This is a genomic window from Streptomyces sp. NPDC059454 (assembly GCF_042749965.1).
GTDB lineage: Bacteria > Actinomycetota > Actinomycetes > Streptomycetales > Streptomycetaceae > Streptomyces.
Genome location: NZ_JBHYVC010000019.1, coordinates 1 through 19,901 on the forward strand (window position 1 = coordinate 1; position 19,901 = coordinate 19,901).

General features: G+C 73.2%; 16 protein-coding genes and 1 pseudogene. 9 read left to right on the forward strand and 8 right to left on the reverse strand.

The window, feature by feature from the left end; all coding sequences use genetic code 11:
• Positions 1-438 (reverse strand): annotated as a pseudogene (locus tag ACFXAE_RS15620) (MarR family winged helix-turn-helix transcriptional regulator); the annotation flags it as partial.
• A gap of 275 nt (positions 439-713) precedes the next feature.
• On the opposite strand from ACFXAE_RS15620, the gene ACFXAE_RS15625 reads away from it, so the two are divergent.
• Positions 714-1,523, forward strand: coding sequence for a putative protein N(5)-glutamine methyltransferase (locus tag ACFXAE_RS15625; protein ID WP_384713933.1), 810 nt, complete (start codon positions 714-716; stop codon positions 1,521-1,523).
• 6 nt (positions 1,524-1,529) lie between these two features.
• Here the strand turns inward: ACFXAE_RS15625 and ACFXAE_RS15630 are convergent, their stop codons facing one another.
• On the reverse strand, positions 1,530-3,614 hold the full coding sequence (locus ACFXAE_RS15630; RefSeq protein ID WP_384713936.1) for a SpoIIE family protein phosphatase: 2,085 nt from the start codon (positions 3,612-3,614) through the stop codon (positions 1,530-1,532).
• 242 nt (positions 3,615-3,856) lie between these two features.
• Between ACFXAE_RS15630 and ACFXAE_RS15635 the strand changes: the two genes are divergently transcribed.
• The 3 genes from ACFXAE_RS15635 (at position 3,857) to ACFXAE_RS15645 (ending at position 6,953) form a co-directional block, all read left to right on the forward strand.
• Positions 3,857-4,228, forward strand: a complete 372-nt coding sequence (locus tag ACFXAE_RS15635; RefSeq protein WP_384713939.1) for a hypothetical protein — start codon at positions 3,857-3,859, stop codon at positions 4,226-4,228.
• Positions 4,229-4,330: 102 nt separating this feature from the next.
• On the forward strand, positions 4,331-6,346 hold the full coding sequence (locus ACFXAE_RS15640; protein WP_384713942.1) for an FAD-dependent oxidoreductase: 2,016 nt from the start codon (positions 4,331-4,333) through the stop codon (positions 6,344-6,346).
• Between the two features lie 31 nt (positions 6,347-6,377).
• A complete protein-coding gene (locus ACFXAE_RS15645; RefSeq protein WP_384713944.1) occupies positions 6,378-6,953 on the forward strand; it encodes a PadR family transcriptional regulator in 576 nt (191 codons plus the stop codon).
• 68 nt (positions 6,954-7,021) lie between these two features.
• Here the strand turns inward: ACFXAE_RS15645 and ACFXAE_RS15650 are convergent, their stop codons facing one another.
• Together ACFXAE_RS15650 and ACFXAE_RS15655 are read right to left on the reverse strand one after the other, a co-directional pair.
• The gene (locus tag ACFXAE_RS15650; protein WP_384713947.1) at positions 7,022-7,549 is read right to left on the reverse strand and encodes a hypothetical protein; all 528 of its coding nucleotides are present in this window, start codon (positions 7,547-7,549) and stop codon (positions 7,022-7,024) included.
• A gap of 169 nt (positions 7,550-7,718) precedes the next feature.
• Complete coding sequence (locus tag ACFXAE_RS15655; RefSeq protein ID WP_384713950.1) at positions 7,719-8,699, reverse strand: fibronectin type III domain-containing protein; 981 nt, start codon at positions 8,697-8,699, stop codon at positions 7,719-7,721.
• Between the two features lie 411 nt (positions 8,700-9,110).
• On the opposite strand from ACFXAE_RS15655, the gene ACFXAE_RS15660 reads away from it, so the two are divergent.
• On the forward strand, positions 9,111-9,938 hold the full coding sequence (locus tag ACFXAE_RS15660) for a glycoside hydrolase family 75 protein (protein ID WP_384714252.1): 828 nt from the start codon (positions 9,111-9,113) through the stop codon (positions 9,936-9,938).
• 24 nt (positions 9,939-9,962) lie between these two features.
• Here ACFXAE_RS15660 and ACFXAE_RS15665 read toward each other — a convergent pair whose 3' ends face one another.
• Genes ACFXAE_RS15665 through dhaK form a run of 3 tightly spaced genes read right to left on the reverse strand, consistent with a single transcriptional unit; the run spans position 9,963 to position 12,026 of the window.
• On the reverse strand, positions 9,963-10,373 hold the full coding sequence (locus tag ACFXAE_RS15665) for a PTS-dependent dihydroxyacetone kinase phosphotransferase subunit DhaM (RefSeq protein WP_384713953.1): 411 nt from the start codon (positions 10,371-10,373) through the stop codon (positions 9,963-9,965).
• A complete protein-coding gene (gene dhaL / locus ACFXAE_RS15670; protein WP_384713956.1) occupies positions 10,366-10,983 on the reverse strand; it encodes a dihydroxyacetone kinase subunit DhaL in 618 nt (205 codons plus the stop codon). The genes ACFXAE_RS15665 and dhaL overlap by 8 nt, the downstream gene beginning before the upstream one ends.
• Positions 10,984-11,033: 50 nt before the next feature.
• On the reverse strand, positions 11,034-12,026 hold the full coding sequence (gene dhaK, locus ACFXAE_RS15675) for a dihydroxyacetone kinase subunit DhaK (RefSeq protein ID WP_384713959.1): 993 nt from the start codon (positions 12,024-12,026) through the stop codon (positions 11,034-11,036).
• A gap of 1,015 nt (positions 12,027-13,041) precedes the next feature.
• Here dhaK and ACFXAE_RS15680 point away from each other — a divergent pair.
• The 3 genes from ACFXAE_RS15680 (at position 13,042) to ACFXAE_RS15690 (ending at position 15,469) form a co-directional block, all read left to right on the forward strand.
• The gene (locus ACFXAE_RS15680; protein WP_384713962.1) at positions 13,042-13,926 is read left to right on the forward strand and encodes an SGNH/GDSL hydrolase family protein; all 885 of its coding nucleotides are present in this window, start codon (positions 13,042-13,044) and stop codon (positions 13,924-13,926) included.
• Positions 13,927-14,137: 211 nt separating this feature from the next.
• Positions 14,138-14,587, forward strand: a complete 450-nt coding sequence (locus tag ACFXAE_RS15685; RefSeq protein ID WP_384714255.1) for a pyridoxamine 5'-phosphate oxidase family protein — start codon at positions 14,138-14,140, stop codon at positions 14,585-14,587.
• Positions 14,588-14,776: 189 nt separating this feature from the next.
• Positions 14,777-15,469, forward strand: coding sequence for a response regulator (locus ACFXAE_RS15690; RefSeq protein WP_384714258.1), 693 nt, complete (start codon positions 14,777-14,779; stop codon positions 15,467-15,469).
• A 38-nt stretch (positions 15,470-15,507) separates the two neighbouring features.
• On the opposite strand, the gene ACFXAE_RS15695 is transcribed toward ACFXAE_RS15690, so the two are convergent.
• On the reverse strand, positions 15,508-15,930 hold the full coding sequence (locus tag ACFXAE_RS15695) for a pyridoxamine 5'-phosphate oxidase family protein (RefSeq protein ID WP_384713965.1): 423 nt from the start codon (positions 15,928-15,930) through the stop codon (positions 15,508-15,510).
• Positions 15,931-16,207: 277 nt separating this feature from the next.
• On the opposite strand from ACFXAE_RS15695, the gene ACFXAE_RS15700 reads away from it, so the two are divergent.
• Positions 16,208-19,900, forward strand: coding sequence for a nitrate reductase subunit alpha (locus ACFXAE_RS15700; RefSeq protein ID WP_384714261.1), 3,693 nt, complete (start codon positions 16,208-16,210; stop codon positions 19,898-19,900).
• The last annotated feature ends 1 nt before the right edge of the window (position 19,901 follow it).

A 19,901-nucleotide genomic window follows, 5' to 3' on the forward strand; every position in this document is an offset into this window, starting at 1 on the left:
GCCCGCGGGCCGTGACCGGCCTGGCGCCGGACCACGCGTCGCAGCGCTCCGGATACCCGGCGAACCGGCGCAGGTCCTCCTCCGGCCGGTCCGCGAGGCGTTCTCCGGAGGCCGCGCGGCGGCTCCCGGTCGCCCGGGCCGGGCCGCACCGGCCGGCCGCCGTCAGCCGCACCACCCGCACCCGGTGGTCCTCCGGATCCGGGCGCCGCCCGACCGGACCGGACCGCTCAGGCGCGGCCACCCGGCGGCTCACCGTCGGCTTGCCGGACGCGCAGTGGGCCGCCAGGCCGGTGGCCCGGCAGCCGCCGCCCGTCTCCTTCTGCCCGAGCAGCGTCGTACGACACCGGCATCTGCCCGAGCAGCGTCGTACGAGACCGACGCCGGCTCGGGGCGCGTACGCCCGGCCGACGCGCGGGCACGGCGGGCGAGGACCGTCATCTCGTTCCGGCCGGTCTCCACGGCCTCGGACGCGTCCACCCGCGCACGCCTCCCTCCACGGTCCGGGACCCGAAAGCACCGTACAGCGGCAGTGATCGTCGGGTACTGTGGCCGTCCGGCTGCGGACCGCCCCAGCCGTAGGCCGCCGAGGAGGTGAGACCCATTACCGCTGTGTCAGGTCGGGTGCTCTCACCTCGAAGCGACGCGGAGCACCGGCAGTAGGTGACCGCGAGAGCGCCCTTCGGCTCCCGAAAGGCTCCAGGCTCTTGCCGCACATGCCGTCCCCGTCACCCTCTTCCTCCGCCGTCCCGCCGTTCCCGTCCCGTGACGCCGTCGTGGCCGCGCTCCGCGCCGCCGGCTGCGTCTTCGCCGAGGACGAGGCCGAGTTGATCCTCGCGGCCGCGCCCACCCCCCAGGACATCGCCCCGATGGTCGAGCGCCGGGCAGCCGGGCTGCCCCTCGAACTCGTCGTCGGCTGGGCCGAGTTCCACGGCCGGCGCATCACCGTGGAACCCGGTGTCTTCGTGCCCCGCCGCCGCACCGAGTTCCTCGTCGAACAGGCCCTCGCCCAGGCGCCGGACGCGTCCGTCGTCGTGGACCTGTGCTGCGGCTCCGGTGCCGTCGGCGCGGCCCTGGCCGCCGGACTCGGCGCGGTCGAACTGCACGCCGCCGACATCGATCCGGCCGCCGTGCGCTGCGCCCGCCGCAATGTCGCCCGGTTCGGCGGGCGTGTCCACACCGGTGACCTGTTCGCGGCGCTCCCCGGCGAGCTGCGGGGCCGCGTCGGCATCCTCGCGGCCAATGTGCCGTACGTGCCCAGTGACGAGATCGGCCTGCTGCCCCCGGAGGCCCGCGACCACGAGCCGCTGGTCGCGCTCGACGGTGGCGCGGACGGCCTCGACGTGCTGCGCAGGGTCGCCGCCGGGGCGCCCGGGTGGCTGGCGCCGGGCGGCTGCCTGCTGGTGGAGACCAGCAGCCGGCAGGCCCCCGCCGCCGTCGGTGCCTTCACCGCAGCCGGCCTGCGGACCCGTCTGGCCGCCTCCGACGAGCGGTACGCCCATGTCGTGATCGGTGTGAGGCCGTAGGACCGCTCAGGGGGCCGGTGCCGTCGCGCGGGCGATGAGCAGGGCCACGTCGTCGACGTTGTCGGGTTCGTGCAGCGTGCGCAGGAGCAGGTCGCAGACCTCCTCCAGGGAGTCGCCGGGGTGCTCCAGCAGGGCCAGCAGCCGGTGCAGGCGCTCGTCCAGCGGATCCCGGCGCGTCTCGACGAGACCGTCGGTGTAGAGCACCAGCAGGTCGCCCGGTTCCAGCTCGACGGTGGTCGTGGAGAAGGCGACCCCGCCCACCCCCAGCGGCACCCCGGTGGGCAGGTCGAGCAGTTCGGGGGCGTGGCCCGTCCGTACCCGGGCCGGCGGCAGATGCCCGGCGTTGGCGAGCGTGCACCGCCGCTCGCGGGGATCGTGGACGACGTAGACGCAGGTGGCGATCGCCTGGTCCAGGCCGCCGGTGATCCGGTCCAGGTGCTCCAGGAGGACGGCCGGATCGAGGCCGAGGGAGGCGAGGGTGTGGGTCGCCGTGCGCAGCCGGCCCATGGCGGCCGCCGCGGAGATGCCGCTGCCCATCACGTCCCCCACGACGAGGGCCGTCTTGCCGTCCTCCAGCGGGATCACGTCGAACCAGTCGCCGCCGACCTCGCTGGTGGCGCCCGCCGGCTGGTAGCGGGAGGCGACCTCGAGGCCGCCCGTCACGGGCGGATGGCTCGGCAGCAGACTGCGCTGCAGGGTGAGGGCGGTGTCGCGGGCGTTCTGGTACCAGCGGGCGTTGTCGATCTGCACGGCCGCGCGGGAGGCCAGCTCCCGCGCGAGCAGCAGATCGTCCTCGTCGAACGGGAGGGGGTTGCGCGTGCGGGTGAGGTCGAGGGCGCCCAGCACCTCCCCGCGCGCGATCAGCGGCACGGCCAGATACGAGTGGACTCCCGCCCGCGCCAGCTGCGCGGCCGCCTCCGGGGAACGGGCGATCCGCGCCAGGTCCTCGTCCTTCACCTGCGGCACCATCACCGGCAGCCCGGTGCGCACGCACTCGGTGATCAGCCGGTCCGGCGCGTACCGGGTCACCCGGCCCGGCGGGTCGGCCGCCGTCCGTACCTCGGCCGCCGCGTCCACCGCGCGCACCGCCAGCGCCCGGATCACCGCCGGCTCGGCGGGGCCGAGGGTGCTGCGGTGGCCCCGCACCACCGCGTCCAGCAGATCCACCGCCGCCGCGTCGGCCAGCTCCGGCACGGCCACGTCGGCCAGCTCGCCGGCCGTGCGGTCCAGGTCCAGGGTGGTGCCGATCCGGGCGGTGGCGTCGGCGATCACGGCGAGCCGGCGGCGGGCCGTCTCGGCCTCGGCGTTCGCCCGGTACTGCTCGGTGACGTCCACCACCGACACGACCACCCCCAGCACCGTGCCGAGCGCGTTCTCCAGACGGTACAGCGAGACCGACCAGGTGTGGTCCTCGTCCGGATCGGCCGGGGTACGGCCGGTCGTGGACCGGTCGACGACGGGCCGGCCGGTGTCCAGGACCCGGCGCGCGGCGGTCTCGAGCGCCTCGGCCTTCACCAGCGGCAGCACCTCTTGGACCGTGCGGCCCAGATGCTCCTCGGCCGGCATGCCGTTGATCTGCTCCAGTGCCGGATTCACCGAGACGTAGCGCAGATCGGTGTCCAGCACGGCCAGCCCGATGGGGGACTGGGCGACGATCCGGGTGGACAGGGCCACGTCCTGCTCCAGCCGGCGCGCGGTCGACCGGTCCACCGCCAGACCGAGGGCGTACACGTTCCCGCGGACGTCCAGCAGTCGCATGTTGCGGAACTCCACCAACCGGGTGTCGCCGTCCTTGCGCCGGATGGGGAAGGCCCCGGCCCAGCTCCGTCCGGTGCGCATGACGTCGGCGAAGAGTTGCACCACGAGGTCCAGATGCTGCTCGTGCACCATGATCCGGGCGGCGTACTGGCCCAGGGCCTCCCGCGCGCCGTACCCGAACAGCTCCTCGGCCTGGGGGCTCCACAGCACGATCCGCCCCTCGGCGTCCAGGACCACCGAGGCCACCCGCAGCACATCGAGCAGCCCGCTGGGACGTACCGGCCCGCGCTCGGGCCCGTCGCCGTCGGCCGGGGGTGACCCCGCTGTACTCATCGCACGCCCCGCCTTCACCGATTCCCACGACATGTCGTCACCGTGCCGACACCCCTTGTTCTACCGCGTGCGGGGCCGATTTTCCGCCGCTCCCGCCGTTCGGTTCCAGCTTCTCCCACCATCGGGGCGGGCGCCCCGCGCAGCCGTCACCGCGGCAGCGGCGCGGGTAGTGCTCTTCGCCGGGTGGTGCTTTGCTGAGTGAGCGGGCGGGGACGTCGTGGGCCACGAGAGGAGCGATCACGATGAGCAGCGAGCGACCGCACCCGGAATCCGTCTCGGTCGAGATCAGCGGATGCAGCAAGGACGACGCCCGGATCGTGTTCGACGCGCTGTGCGCGTGCTTCACGTCCGACCGGTGCTCCGACGACGTGCCGGAGGAGTTCTCCGAGACCCGCCCGACGGTGTGGCTCGGCACCTTCGACGTCGCCGACGCGCACGAGGGCGCCCGGCCCGGGGCCCGGCTGGCCGCGTCGGTCGACGCCGACGCGCACGGCGGCTACTGGGCGATCGACCGGTTCCGCACCACCTTGGGCTCCCTGTTCACGGTGCACGACCTGAGCACGGTCCCCGGCGACCAGGAGGAGGAGCTGCACGTACGCCTCGAAAGCCGGTGACGCTCCCGGCCCCGTGTGCCCTCCGTCTCTTATGCAACTAGTTGCATAAGGCGGTGCGCGTGCCTTACAACTACAGGCACGACACCGCGCACGGAGGGCCCGATGAGCCGTTACCCCCACCTGCTGACCCCCCTCGACCTGGGCTTCACCACCCTGCCCAACCGGGTCCTCATGGGCTCCATGCACGTGGGCCTGGAGGAGGCCGAGGGCGGCTTCTCCCGCATGGCCGAGTTCTACGCCGCCCGCGCCCGCGGCGGGGTCGGCCTCATCGTCACCGGCGGTATCGCCCCCAACGACGAGGGGCGGCCCTACGAGGGCGGCGCGAAGCTCACCACCGAGGCCGAGGCCGGCCAGCACCGGACCGTCACCGACGCGGTGCACCGCGAGGGCGGGCGCATCGCGATGCAGATCCTGCACTTCGGCCGGTACGCCTACCACCGGGACCTGGTCGCCCCCAGCCCCGTGCAGGCGCCGATCAGCCCCTTCCCGCCCCGCGAGCTGACCGACGCCGAGGTCGAACGCACCGTCGACGACTACGTCCGCGCCGCCCGCCTCGCCCGGCGGGCCGGCTACGACGGCGTCGAGATCATGGGCTCCGAGGGATACCTGATCAACGAGTTCATCGCCGCGCAGACCAACCACCGCACCGACCGCTGGGGCGGCTCCTACGAGAACCGCATGCGCTTCCCCGTCGAGATCGTCCGCCGGGTGCGCGAGGCGGTCGGCGAGGACTTCATCGTCGTCTACCGGCTCTCCATGCTCGACCTCGTGCCCGGCGGCTCCACCCTGGACGAGGTGATCACCCTGGCCAAGGCCGTCGAGGAGGCCGGCGCCACGATCATCAACACCGGCATCGGCTGGCACGAGGCCCGCATCCCCACCATCGCCACCTCGGTCCCGCGCGGCGCCTACACCTGGGTCACCAAGCGCCTCATGGGCGAGGTGTCGGTGCCACTGGTCACCACCAACCGCATCAACACCCCCGAACTCGCCGAGCAGTTGCTCGCCGAGGGCTGCGCGGACATGGTGTCGATGGCCCGTCCGATGCTCGCCGACCCCGACTTCGTCGCCAAGGCCGCGGCCGGCCGCTCGGAGGCGATCAACACCTGCATCGGCTGCAACCAGGCCTGCCTCGACCACACCTTCAGCGGGCAGATCACCTCCTGCCTGGTCAACCCGCGCGCCTGCCACGAGACCGAACTCGTGCTGTCCCCGACCCGCCGCCGCAAGCGCGTCGCCGTCGTCGGCGCGGGACCGGCCGGCCTCGCCTGCGCGGTGAGCGCCGCCGAACGCGGCCACGATGTCACCCTGTTCGACGCCGCGAGCGAGATCGGCGGCCAGCTCAACGTGGCCCGCAAGGTCCCCGGCAAGCAGGAGTTCGAGGAGACCCTGCGCTACTTCCGCACCCGGCTCGCCGAACTGGCCGTCGACGTACGCCTGGACACGCGCGTCACCGCCGACGTCGTGGCCGGCCACGACGAGGTCGTCGTCGCCACCGGCGTCACCCCGCGCGTCCCCGACATCCCCGGCATCGACCACAGAAGCGTCCTCGGCTACCTCGACGTCCTGCGCGACGGCGCCCCCGTCGGCGACCGGGTCGCGGTCCTCGGCGCGGGCGGCATCGGCTTCGACGTCGCCGAGTTCCTCACCGACGGCGGCGACAAGGCGCACGAGAACCCCGAGGCGTACTTCCGCCAGTGGGGCGTCGACCTCGACTACCGCGCCCCCGGCGGCCTCGCCGCACCCGAGCGGCCCGCCCCGCCGCGCACCGTCCACCTGCTGCAGCGCAAGACGTCCAAGGTCGGCGCCGGTCTCGGCAAGACCACCGGCTGGATCCACCGCACCGAACTCAAGCACCGCGGCGTCACCATGGTCCCGGGCGTGCGCTACGACCGGATCGACGACGCCGGACTGCACGTCACCATCGACGGCGAGAGCACCGTCCTGGAGGTCGACACCGTCGTCCTGTGCACCGGTCAGGAGCCGCGCCGCGACCTCTACGAGGAACTGGTCGCCGCCGGACGGCCCGTCCACCTGATCGGCGGCGCCGACGTGGCCGCCGAGCTGGACGCCAAGCGCGCCATCAAGCAGGGCACCGAGCTGGCGGCGGCGCTGTAGGCCGGGCGCGGCCCGTCCCTAGGATGAGCCCATGTCACTCCCGCACGCGATCCTCACCGCCCTGCTCGAGAAGCCGTCGTCGGGGCTGGAGCTGACCCGCCGGTTCGACCGGTCGATCGGCTACTTCTGGTCCGCGACGCACCAGCAGATCTACCGCGAGCTGGGGAGACTGGAGGCCGAGGGCCTGATCCGGGCCCTTCCCGCCGAGCAGCCGGCCCGGGGGCAGAAGAAGGCGTACGAGGTCCTGCCGGCGGGGCGCGCGGAACTGGCCCGCTGGACCTCCGCCTCCCAGGACCCCAAGCCGCACCGCGACGCGATGCTGCTGCGGCTGAGGGCGGCGGCCGTGGTGGGCACAGAGGGCCTGGCGGCCGATCTGCGGCGCCACCGGGAGTTGCACGAGCGCCAGTTGGCGGAGTACCGGGAGATCGAGCAGCGCGACTTCCCGCCCGGCAAGGACGGACCGGAGGACCGGCTGCGGCACCTGGTGCTGCGGGCCGGCATCGACCTGGAGACCTTCTGGACCCGGTGGCTCGACCACGCGCTGGCGGAGTTCGCCCGGCTGCCGGATGCCGGCGGACCGGGGAGCCCGGGCGCGCGGGAGGCATGACACCGCGACGGGTCGACGCCGGCCGCCCGCCCGGAGCGCGTCGGACGTGACGGCGGCCGGCGCCGGGTCTAGAGGTGGCGCGGTGTGCTGCGGCGGCGCAGGTACCAGGCCGTGGCGGCGATCCCCGTGCCGACCAGTGCGCCGCCCGCCACCAGCGTGAGCGTGCCGTAGTCCGTCGATCCGCCGCCGATGCCGCCCATCACCCCGCGGGACGGCGAGGCGGTCGGCGAGACCGACGGGCTGGGAGCGGTGGAGACGACGACGGACTGCGTGCCCGCGGTGTTGCCGTTCGAGCACATCACGATCACCGTGTATGTGCCCGGACCGACGTTGGACCAGGCGGCGGACTGTCCCGAACCGCTCCCCGACAGCGCCACCTGACGGCCCTGCGAGAAGCTCGTCTGACCGCTGCTGAGCAGCGAGGCGGTGCCCCAGTGGCCGTTGACCTGGGTGCACGCGCCGGTGCTCACCGAGACCGTCGACCCGGTGGTACTGACGGAGATCCCGGCCGCGGCGGCCGGCCAGGCCAGGGTCAGCGCGAGCGCGGCGGCAGCCGCGACCGGGCCGGAGCGGAGCAGTGGCTTCGAGTTGCGCATGTCGACTGCTTTCCGGCGGCACGGCCGGCGGTACATCCCTTGCGCCGCCGAGGTCGGGGAGCGCCCGTGCTGCCACGAGGCAAGCCAACGGGGCGCCGGACCGGCGCGCACTCCGGCGGCATCCGGGCAGGTGACGGCTTCCTCCGGGCGGCCGACACCGGGAGCCGGGTCAGCGCCCGGCGCCCGTCGTCACCGTGCGCTCGGCCGAGAAGCCGCCCCAGGTCCCGTCCGGCAGCATCGCCCGGATCCGCACCCGGTGGGCGACCCCGGCCTCCCGGCCGGCGTAGAAGCGGTACGTCGCCCGGTCGCGCGGTGCGTCACCGCCGTGGACGAGCGAGGTGGCGACACGGCCGTCCAGGTGCACCTCGTACTCGGTGATCACTCCGTCGACGCGCGGCGGCACCCAGTGGAGGACGAGGTGGTACGCGCCGTCGGACCGCTCACTCGTGGCCCGGAAACCGGTGGGAGCACCGGCCCGGCCGTCCGCGCTGCCCGCGGTGGTGAGGCGGACGGTGGCGCCGGCCGGGGAGAGGTTGTCGGCCGCGTCCCGGGCCCGGACCGTGAAGGAGTAGCGGGTGCCCGGCCGCAGCCCCGTCACCACGGTGGCCGTCTGGTTCCCGCCCACACTGTGGATCTTCGTTCCGCCCTGGTAGATGTTGTACGACACCACACCCCGGTCGTCCTTCGAGGCGGACCACGACAACTGGGCCGCCCGGCTGCCGACGGCCCGGCCGCGAAGTTCCGCCGGACGGGTGGGAGCGGTGTCGTCGGCCGTGGCCGCCCCGGGTGTCGTCGCCCGGATCTCCCGGCTGCGCGGCCCGAGCCGCCCGTCCGCGTCCCGGGCCCGCACCGTGAACACATACGTGGTCGCGGGCCGGAGCCTGGTGACATCCACCATGTGCTCGGCACCGGGCACTTCTTTCACCTTTGTAGTGCCTCGATATACCTCGTAGTGGCTCACCTCGGCGTCGGCGGCGGCGACCGCGTTCCACATGACGTGCACGCTGGTGGCGCTGCCCGCCTCGGCCGTGACACCGGTCGGCGCTCCGGGCGGCCGTTCGCCGCCGCCGCCGTCATCCGGTCCTCCCCATCGGCAGGAGGTGAGCAGCAGGAGGACCCCGCCGAGCGCGAGAAGGCGACACGGGGACACGGCTGGGGAAACGCCACGCACGACTCTGCCTCCCGGGGCGGCACACGGGAACGCTCGGACAATGGTCCGTACCAATATGGCCGGGCTGATGCGGCCACATCAAGGGGGCGGGGGTGAGGGAGTGTGGGAGCGCGTTACGTATGCTGAAGTCCGAACGGGCCGAACCGCCCCTCGATGCAGGGGAGTTCGGGTTCGTGGCGCGGACCGCTGTCGTCGCAGATCCCGCGCCGGCGCGGGTGGCCGGACGGCCCGGGTCGACCCGGACTCGGGCCCCGGCCCCTTGTCGCGGTCGCTGATGCGATCGTGCGCTGTCCGGCCCTGTCGGGACTGTCGCTCCGTCATATCGGGGCGAAATGGTGCAAAGTGCCCGTGAGTGTGCGCCCGTGACCCCGACGAGAGGCCCCCTTGATCGTGTCCCGTGTCCAGTCGCTCACCCTGGCCATGGCCGGTGTCGCCCTGCTGGCCCCCTCGGCTCCCCCCACCACCGCACCCCAGCCCCGCACCGAGTCGGCCGCACGGCGTACGGCCCCGGTCTCCGCCGCCGACCCGTCGGCCGAGGTGCGCACCGAGTCGGCCGCACGGCGTACGGCCCCGGTCTCCGCCGCCGACCCGTCGGCCGAGGTGCGCACCGAGCCGGTCGTACGGAACACGGCCCCGGTCTCCGCCGCCGACCTGCTGGCCGAGGTGCGCACCTGCGCCCCCGTCTCCCACGGCCGCTACCGCGAGGACCACGGCGCCAAGGCCACCGTCCCGGTGTGCGGAACCCGCGACGCCGTGTTCTGGAAGGCCGACATGGACATCGACTGCGACGGCCGCCCCGGCCCCCGCTGCAACGCCCGCACCGACCCGTATTTCTCCGCCTCCACGGCCTTCACCCGGTCCGACGGCCGTCCGCTGAGCTCCGAGGAGACCCCCTATGTGGTGGTGCCCGCGCCCAGCGCCGTGTGGAACCACCGGTCCCACGGCGTGCACGGCGGATCGGTCGTGGCGGTGGTGTACCGCGACCGCGTGCGGTACGCGGTCGTCGGCGACACCGGCCCCGCCGACGTCATCGGCGAGGCGTCCTACGCCGCAGCCGAGTCGCTCGGCATCGACCCCGACCCACGTGGCGGCGGCACACCCTCAGGCGTCACCTACATCGTGTTCAAGAACAGCCGGGTGACCCCCATCGAGGACCACACAGCCGTGGTGGCGGCAGGGGAGCGGCTGGCCCGGCGCTTCGTGGACGCCGGCGACTGAACCGGCCGGGTGCCGCCGCCCTCCTCACACCTTCCGGTACGTGTACGCCTCCACGGCCGCCGCCTCCACCGCCGCCAGGTCCGCACCCGTGGAGGCCGTGACCACCGCGGCCACCGCGCCCTCCACGAACGGCGCGTCCACCAGCCTGGTCCGCCCGGGAAGTTCGTCGCCCTCGGCGAGCAGCGCCTTCACGGTGAGCACCGCGCTGCCCAGGTCGGTCAGCACGGCCACCCCCGCCCCGCGGTCGACGGACGCGGCCGCCGCGGCGATCAGTTCGGCGCTCGTGCCGAGCCCACCGCCCTCGGTGCCGCCCGCCGGCGCGACGGGAACCGCCCCGCCGGCGCCCGCCAGCCCCTGAGCCAGCTCCGCCACCGACGCGGCCACCGCCGCGCTGTGCGACACCAGCACGATCCCCACCAACTTCTCGTCACTCACCGCCGGCCTCCGCATCCGCCTCGGCCGTCACGAGCCCGGCGATCAGCAGTGCCGCCGACGTGGCCCCCGGATCCTGGTGCCCGATACTGCGCTCACCCAGATAACTGGCCCTGCCCTTGCGCGCCCGCAGCGGCGTCGTCGCCACGGCACCCGCCTCGGCGGCGTCGCGCGCGGCGTCGAAGGAGTCGCCGAGGGCGTCCACCGCGGGCACCAGCGCGTCGATCATCGTCTTGTCGCCCGGTGCGGCACCACCGAGCTGCCGCACCGCGTCCACCCCGGCGCGCAGCGCCTCGGCCAGCTGCCGCCCGTCCACCTCGGCGGCGTCACCGAGCGCCTTGCCGGTGCGGCGCAGCAGCGTCCCGTACAGCGGACCGGACGCGCCGCCCACCGTCGAGATGAGCAACCGCCCGGCCTGGATCAGCACCGCCCCGGGCGTGGCGGGCGGCTCCTTGTCCAGCGCGTCCTTCACCGCCCGGAATCCGCGCTGGAGATTGCTGCCGTGATCGGCGTCCCCGATCGGCGAGTCGAGCGCGGTGAGCCGCTCCGCCTCACGCTCCACGGACGCGGCGGTGGCCGTCATCCAACGGCGGAAGAAGTCGGCGTCGAACACGGGAACTCCTTGCGTGGTAGGTACTCCTGAACTCATGGCACCGGCGTCCCTCACATGCCCCAGCGCAGCCCCGGAGTCCGCACCGGCGCGTCCCACAGCCGCAGCAGCTCCTCGTCGATCCGGCACAGGGTGACCGAGGCGCCCGCCATGTCGAGGGAGGTGACGTAGTTGCCGACCAGGACGCGGGCCACGGGGACCCCGCGTTCGCCGAGCACCCGCTGCACCTCGGCGTTGAACCCGTACAGCTCCAGCAGTGGGGTGGCGCCCATCCCGTTGACCAGGACCAGGACGGGGTTGCGCGGCGTGAGGTCCTCCAGGATCGCGTCGAGGGCGACCTCGGCGATCTCGCCGGACGTCATCATCGGCCGCCGCTCCCGGCCCGGCTCACCGTGGATGCCGATGCCCAACTCCAGCTCACCGGAGGGCAGATCGAAGGTGGGGGAGCCCTTGGCCGGCGTGGTGCAGGCGCTCAGCGCCACGCCGAAGCTGCGGGAGTTCTCGTTCACCTGCCGGGCGACGGCCTCCACCCGCTCCAGCGGCTGCCCCTCGTCCGCCGCCGCGCCCGCGATCTTCTCCACGAACAGGGTCGCGCCCGTGCCCCGCCGACCGGCCGTGTACAGGCTGTCGGTCACCGCCACATCATCGTTGACCAGCACCTTCGCGACCTGGATGCCCTCGTCCTCGGCCAACTCGGCGGCCATGTCGAAGTTGAGCACGTCACCGGTGTAGTTCTTCACGATGAACAGCACCCCGGCCCCGCTGTCCACGGCCGCCGCGGCCCGCACCATCTGGTCGGGCACCGGGGAGGTGAACACTTCACCGGGGCAGGCCGCCGACAGCATCCCCGGCCCCACGAACCCGCCGTGCAGCGGTTCGTGCCCCGACCCCCCGCCGGACACCAGGCCCACCTTCCCGGCCACGGGCGCGTCCTTGCGCACGATCACCCGGTTCTCCACGTCCACCGCCAGCTCGGGATGGGCCGACGCCATCCCCCGCAACGCGTCCGCGACCACGGTCTCCGGGACGTTGATGAGCATCTTCATGGGTACCTCCTAGGGAGCCTAACAGGTGGGTCTTCAACCTGTGTTTTCGCTGGTCAGGTCAGGTATGGGAAGTTCTCGATCTTAACAATCCGCAGCGGCCGGAAGCAGGCTGCGGCGGTACTGGTGACGACTTGGCGCCGGCTTCGGTGACAGGTCGTCAGGTCGGTCGGGCGGTTGGGCGGGACTCGGGTGGAGTGCCGCTGTCGGCAGTATCGGCCTTGCGGCAGCGAAGGTCACGCGGGAGAACATCCGTGGGCGTGCCCCGGCGGAAAACAGAGTGCGCCGGGTTGTGACTGGCCGGCACCCGCACCTGCAGCGAGACCTCCGGGCGAAGACATTCCGCTTCGCGCACCGCGGCCTCTGACCTCAAGATCGCGATGCGGCCGGGAGTACGGATGACGATCGTCGATCAGCCGTCAAGCCGACACTCCCGGAACCGCAGCCGTGGGGGGGTGCTCGACCGCCGGGGCGGGGGGGTCGAGCGCGCAGCGCGAGTAGGGGGGGGGCGACCGCGCCCACCCCCACACACCCCCCCCCCCCCGCGGGTTATTCTCCCTCCCTCCCCGCCGCCCCCCCCACCCCCCCACGGCGATTCCGGCGGTGGCATCGACGTCCCGCTCCCCGCCCGCCGGGCCGGGCCGACGGGCGGGGCACACGGGCTGGACATGACCGACGAGATGCCCTGCCGGGCCCTGTCCGACGCGCGGGCCGTCGGCCGGGGCGGGACCGCCGCCCGCACCCCGCGAGCCGGGGCGGCGTACGACGCGGCCCCGCACGCCACTCCGTACGGGGCCGCGCCCCGCGCACACCGTGCCCACCGGCAGGGAAGTCCCGGCCCACCACGCCGGACCGCGCCGGTAGTCGTACCGGCGGCGGCAAGCACCGGGGAGTTGTGCCGCACGCCGTCATCCAGCGGGAGTACTGAGCCGCGGCCCGCCGTGCGGCGGCATGCCCGTTCGGGCATGCTCATCGCGAGGCAGACCCGCACATCCCGACCCGCCGGACGGAGGCGTCCTTGAAGACGACGCTGCCCATAGTCCTGGTCACCGCGCTGTCCACCGGCGCCCTGTCGGCCGCGGCACCGGTCACGGCCGCGTCGACCGCGGCCGAACCACCGCAGTACGTCGCGCTCGGCGATTCCTACGCGGCCGCACCGCTGGTGCCGCCGCCCGATCCGGCCGACCCGATGTGCCTGCGGTCCCTGTCCGGCTATCCGCGCGTCGCGGCCCGGGACCTCGGCGCGCAACTCACCGACGTCACCTGCTCCGCCGCCACCACCGACCACCTGAGCACGTCCCAGTACCCGGGCACCGCCCCCCAGTACGACGCGCTCTCGCCCGCCGCGGACATCGTCAGTGTCACCATCGGCGGCAATGACGCCGACGTCTTCGGCGAAGCGCTGGACTGCGTCAACATCCTGCCCGAGCCCTACGGCACCAGCTGCGCGGAGGAGAACACCGCGGGCGGTACCGACAAGGTCAGGGCCCGCATCGACGCCTGGGCACCGGCCTTCGGCACCGCCCTGGACGAGATCGCCCGGCGTGCGCCGAACGCCGAGGTCTTCGTCGTCGGCTACGGCAACTACTTCCGCACCGACGGCTGCCACCCCGTCCAGCCCTTCTGGAAGCGGGACGCCAACTACCTCCAGGGCGTGGTCAACCACCTCGGCGCCGTGCTGAGGCGAACGGCCGAAGAGCACGGCGCGACCTTCGTCGACACCTACACCCCGGGCATCGGACACGACATCTGCGCCGCCTCCGCCGACCGTTACATCGAGGGCCTGATCCCCACCCGTCCGGCCGCACCCCTGCACCCCAACGCCGCGGGGGCCCGGGCCATCGGGGACGCCCTCGTCACGGCCGTCCGCGCGCCGGACACCGCACCGCCGAAAGCCTCGTGACTCCTGCGACGTGAGCGGCGAGGGTGCCCGGAGAACGCGGACGGGACACGGGACACGCCGGAGGGCGGACGCGGCACAGCGTGAAGCGGGCGCGGCGGCAGCCGGGCCGTTCGCCGGAGGGAACGGGACCGTCGGCCCTCATCTTCCGGTCGTGCCCGGCTCAAGGTGGAAGGACGCAGGACCGCTGCACCAGGCGAAGGACGGGCTGGCGATGTACCCCAATGACGGTTTCCGTGAACTCGGGCGGCAGGAGTGCCTGCGTCTGATGGCCGGGGTGCCCGTCGGCCGCATCGTCTTCACACGCCGGGCCCTGCCCGCCGTGCTGCCCGTCAACTTCCGCCTGGACACCGACGGCGCGGTGCTGCTGCGTACCGCCGCCGGCTCGGAACTGGTCCGCGCGGTCGACGGCGCGGTGGTCGCCTTCGAGGCCGACGACGTCGACGCCGCCCGGCAGTCCGGCTGGAGCGTCGTCGTCACGGGCCCGGCCACGGCGGTGACCGACCCCGCCGAACACCGCCGCCTGGCCCGCACCGGACCGGTCTCCTGGGTGCCCTCGGCGCGGGAGGTCTTCGTCCGTGTCGAGGCCGAGCTGGTCACCGGGCGCGAGCTCGTCGGCGGACGCTCCCTGTACGGGGTGAGCCTGGCGGCCACGGACGGATGACGGCCGCCGACGGGCCGGAGCGGGGGGCCGGCCGGTCCCGTCCCCGCACCCGGCCGGCTCCCACGCCCGCCGCCCGCGCGAGTGGGGCCGATCGGCCCTGGCCTCCCGGCCCTGGACTGCGCAAGATGTGAGGGCCGGGGGATTTCGGACGGCGTGGACGATCACACAGCGTGGAACGAGGAGCGATCGATGGCGGACGGCGAGCAGCCCGGACCCGACAGCCCGATCCGGGTCTTCCTGCTGGACGACCACGAGGTGGTCCGGCGGGGGGTGCACGACCTGCTGAACGACGAACCGGACATCACGGTGGTCGGCGAGGCCGCCACCGCGGAGCAGGCCCTGGTCCGCGTCCCCGCCCTGCGCCCCCAGGTCGCGGTCCTGGACGTACGGCTGCCGGACGGGGACGGGGTGAGCGTGTGCCGCGAGCTGCGCTCGGCCATGCCCGGCCTGGCCTGTCTGATGCTGACCTCGTTCGACGACGAGGAGGCCCTGCTCGACTCGATCATGGCCGGCGCGTCCGGATACGTGCTGAAGCAGATCCGCGGCTCCGACCTGGTGGCCGCCGTACGCACGGTGGCCCGCGGCCAGTCGCTGCTCGACCCGAGCGCCACCACCCGGCTGATGGCCCGGCTGCGCGGCGGACAGCAGAAGGAGGAGGAGCCGGACGCGCTGCCCGGGCTGACCGACCGGGAGCGCGAGATCCTGGCCCTGATCGGTGAGGGACTGACCAACCGCCAGATCGGCCGGCGGCTGTACCTGGCCGAGAAGACGGTCAAGAACCACATCTCCCGGCTGCTGGCCAAGCTCGGCGTGGAACGCCGCATCCAGGCCGCCGTCATCGCCACCCAGGTCCAGGGCCGGCTGAGGCAGGAGGCCCGCTGACGGCCGGGCGGCGAGCCGCGTCGGCCGCACACCGTGGCTCACCGCCCGGCCGTCGCTCCCCTGAGCTCGCGTCCGGTGACCATCTCGGCCTCGATGCGCACGAACACCGTCTCCCGCAGCGGCATCCACGAGGCCGGGCCGGTCCGTGCGAGCTGTTCGTGCTCGGCCGGGTCGGTCACCACGCCGGCCCGTCCGGTGACGATCACGCTCCAGCCGGAGCGGGTCTCCGCGTGGAACTCGTCCGCCTCGAAGGCGACCACGGTGCCGTCGACGGCGCGTACGAGGTCCGAGCCCGGGGAGGTGGCCAGAAGCACGGAGGCGTCCGTGTCCAGGGAGAAGTTGACGGGCAGGACCGCGGGCAGGGCCTGCCGGGTGTAGATCACACGGCCGACCGGCACCTTGGCCAGCAGGCGAAGGCATTCCTGCCGGTCGAGCACGCGAAAGGCATCGTTCTGGAGCATCCCTCCATCGTCGCGGTGAGCCCGGTGAGCCGGTAGGGCCGACCGGCCCTACCGTCCGGCCGGCCCTACCGTCCGGCCGGCCCTACCGTCCGGCCGGCCCTACCGTCCGGCCGGCCCCTTTCCCGTGTTCCTGGTGTGGCTGTTGACCTCTCGGGGGACACGGGTCGTACAGTCGTGTGCGGCGCAACCGATCACGAATCGAACGGGCAGTGCTTGCTGCCCGGAGCGGAGCGGCACGGTGAGCACGGAGACCGGCGCGGCGCGGACACCGGCGGGCATGGACGGCGAGCTGGCGGAGGCGCTGGTGCGCACCCGCCGCTTCTTCAGCAGAGCGGAGGTCTCGGAGGACCTGCGCTCGTTGCACCGCAAGGGCGGCCGCCAGGCGGACGAGTTCTACCGCGACCGCTGGTCGCACGACAAGGTGGTGCGCTCCACCCACGGCGTGAACTGCACGGGCTCCTGCTCGTGGAAGGTGTACGTCAAGGACGGCATCATCACCTGGGAGGCCCAGCAGACGGACTACCCGTCCGTCGGCCCGGACCGCCCCGAGTACGAGCCGCGCGGCTGCCCACGGGGAGCGGCCTTCTCCTGGTACACGTACTCGCCCACCCGCGTACGCTACCCCTACGTACGCGGTGTGCTGCTGGGGATGTACCGGGAGGCCAAGGCCCGCCTCGGCGATCCGGTGGCGGCCTGGGCGGACATCGTCTCCGACCCCGAGCGCTCCCGCCGCTACAAGCGGGCCCGCGGCAAGGGCGGCCTGGTGCGGGCGACCTGGGCCGAGGCGGCGGAGATGGCCGCCGCCGCACACGTCCACACCATCAAGGAGTACGGCCCCGACCGGTTGGCAGGGTTCTCCCCGATCCCCGCGATGTCGATGGTCTCCCACGCGGCGGGGGCCCGTTTCTACTCCCTGCTCGGCGGGGTGATGCTCTCCTTCTACGACTGGTACGCCGACCTGCCCGTCGCCTCGCCGCAGGTGTTCGGCGACCAGACCGACGTACCGGAGTCCGGGGACTGGTGGGACGCCGGGTATCTGATCATGTGGGGCTCCAACCTGCCGGTGACCCGCACCCCGGACGCCCACTGGATGGCCGAGGCCCGCTACCGGGGCCAGAAGGTCGTCGCCGTGTCGCCGGACTACGCGGACAACGTGAAGTTCGCCGACGAGTGGCTGCCCGCACAGCCCGGCACGGACGGCGCGCTGGCGATGGCCATGGGGCACGTGGTCCTCAAGGAGTTCTTCGTCGACCGGGAGACCCCGTACTTCACCGACTACGTCCAGCGGTACACGGACCTGCCGTTCCTCGTGACCCTGGACGAGGTGACCGGGGACGGGGCGGAGCCGGGCACGTACACGCCGGGCAAGTTCCTGACCGCCGCGGACCTCGGCGGCGCGCCCTCGGAGGCCGAGCACGCGGAGTTCCGGACGGTCCTGCTGGACGCGGCCACGGGCGCGCCGGTGGTGCCGAACGGCACCCTCGGCGACCGCTTCGGCGAGTCCGGCGCCGGAAAGTGGAACCTCGAACTCGGTGACATCCGGCCCCTGTTGTCCGCCGAGGGGAACGGCGAGGCGCCGGTGGTCGTCGAACTGCCCCGCTTCGACGCCCCGGACGGCAGCGCCGCACGGCTCAGGCGCGGGGTCCCCGTACGCCGGGTCGCCGGACGGCTGGTCACCACGGTGTACGACCTGTTGCTGGCCCAGTACGGCGTGGCCCGGGAGGGGCTGCCCGGGAACTGGCCCGCCGGATACGACGACGCGAGCGAGCCGTACACACCGGCCTGGCAGGCGGCGATCACCGGCGTGGACGCCGGCCGGGCGGCACGGATCGCCCGCGAGTTCGCCGCCAACGCGGAGGAGTCCCGCGGCCGTTCAATGATCATCATGGGGGCGGGGACCAACCACTGGTTCCACTCCGACACCATCTACCGGGCGTTCTTGACCCTGACCACCCTCACCGGCTGCCAGGGCGTCAACGGCGGCGGCTGGGCGCACTACGTCGGCCAGGAGAAGGTCCGTCCGATCACCGGCTACTCGGCGATCGCCACGGCCTCCGACTGGAACCGGCCCGCCCGCCAGATGATCCAGACCGCCTACTGGTACCTGCACGGCGACCAGTTCCGCTACGACCCCTTCGCCGCGGACACCCTCGCGGCGGCGGGCGGCGGCGGACCGTTCGCCGGGAAGTCCACCGCGGACGTGATCGCGCAGTCGGCGCGGCTCGGCTGGATGCCGTCGTACCCGACCTTCGACCGCAACCCGCTGGACCTGGCCGACGAGGCCGACGCCGCAGGGCGCACGGCCGGCGACCACGTGGTGGAGGAACTCAAGGCCGGGCGGCTGAAGTTCGCCGGCGAGGACCCGGACGCACCCGAGAACTTCCCCCGGGTGCTCACCGTGTGGCGGGCCAACCTGCTGGGCTCGTCGGCCAAGGGCAACGAGTACTTCCTCAAACACCTCCTCGGCACCGACTCCTCGGTGCGTGCCGCCGAGGCACCGCCCGACGCCCGCCCCCGCGACGTGGTGTGGCGGGAGGAGGCCCCGGAGGGCAAACTCGACCTGCTGCTCACCCTCGACTTCCGCATGACCAGCACCACCGTCTACTCCGACATCGTGCTGCCCGCCGCCACCTGGTACGAGAAGTACGACCTGTCCAGCACGGACATGCACCCCTTCGTGCACTCCTTCAACCCGGCGATCGCCCCGCCCTGGCAGACCCGTACGGACTTCGACATCTTCCACACCCTCGCCGAGGAGTTCAGCCGTCAGGCCGCCGGCCACCTCGGCGTGCGCAAGGACCTGGTCGCCGCGCCCCTGCTGCACGACACCCCCGACGCGCTGGCCACCCCGCACGGCAGGGTGCGGGACTGGAAGGCGGGGGAGTGCGAGCCGGTGCCCGGCCGCACCATGCCGAAACTGATCACCGTCGAACGCGACTACGCCGCCGTCGCCGACAAGATGGGCGCCCTCGGCCCCCTGCTGGACTCCCTGGGCGCCACCACCAAGGGCATCACCTACAAGGTCGACCGCGAACTGGACTACCTGCGGCACAAGAACGGCACCGTACGCGGCGGAGTGGCCGACGGCCGCCCCTCGATCGCCCGTGACTCCCACGCCTGCGAGGCGATCCTCGCCCTGTCCGGCACCACCAACGGCCGTCTCGCCACCCAGGGCTTCCACACCCTTCAGGCCCGCACGGGCACACGACTCGCCGACCTCGCCGCCGAACACGAGGGCAAGCAGATCACCTTCGCCGACACCCAGACCGCCCCGGTCCCCGTCATCACCTCGCCCGAGTGGTCCGGCTCGGAGACCGGTGGGCGGCGCTACTCCCCGTTCACCGTCAACGTCGAGCGGCTCAAGCCCTGGCACACCCTCACCGGCCGCCAGCACTTCTACCTCGACCACGACTGGATGACCGCCCTCGGCGAACAACTCCCGGTGTACCGACCGCCGTTGAACATGCACGCGCTCTTCGGCGAGCCGCGCCTCGGCGAGACCGGCGAACTCGGCGTGACCGTGCGCTATCTGACCCCGCACAACAAGTGGTCCATCCACTCCGAGTACCAGGACAACCTCTTCATGCTGTCCCTGTCCCGGGGCGGCCCGTCCATCTGGATGAGCACGCGGGACGCGGCGAAAGTCGGGGTCAGGGACAACGACTGGATCGAGGCCGTCAACCGCAACGGCGTCGTCGCCGCCCGCGCGATCGTCTCGCACCGCATGCCCGAGGGCACCGTGTACATGTACCACGCCCAGGACCGGCTCATCGACGTCCCCCGCACCGAGACCACCGGCCGGCGCGGCGGCATCCACAACTCCCTGACCCGGCTGCTGATCAAACCCAGCCATCTCATCGGCGGCTACGCGCAGTTGAGCTACGCCTTCAACTACCTCGGCCCGACCGGCAACCAGCGCGACGAGGTCACCGTCATCCGCCGCCGCGCCAACCAGGAGGTGGAGTACTGAC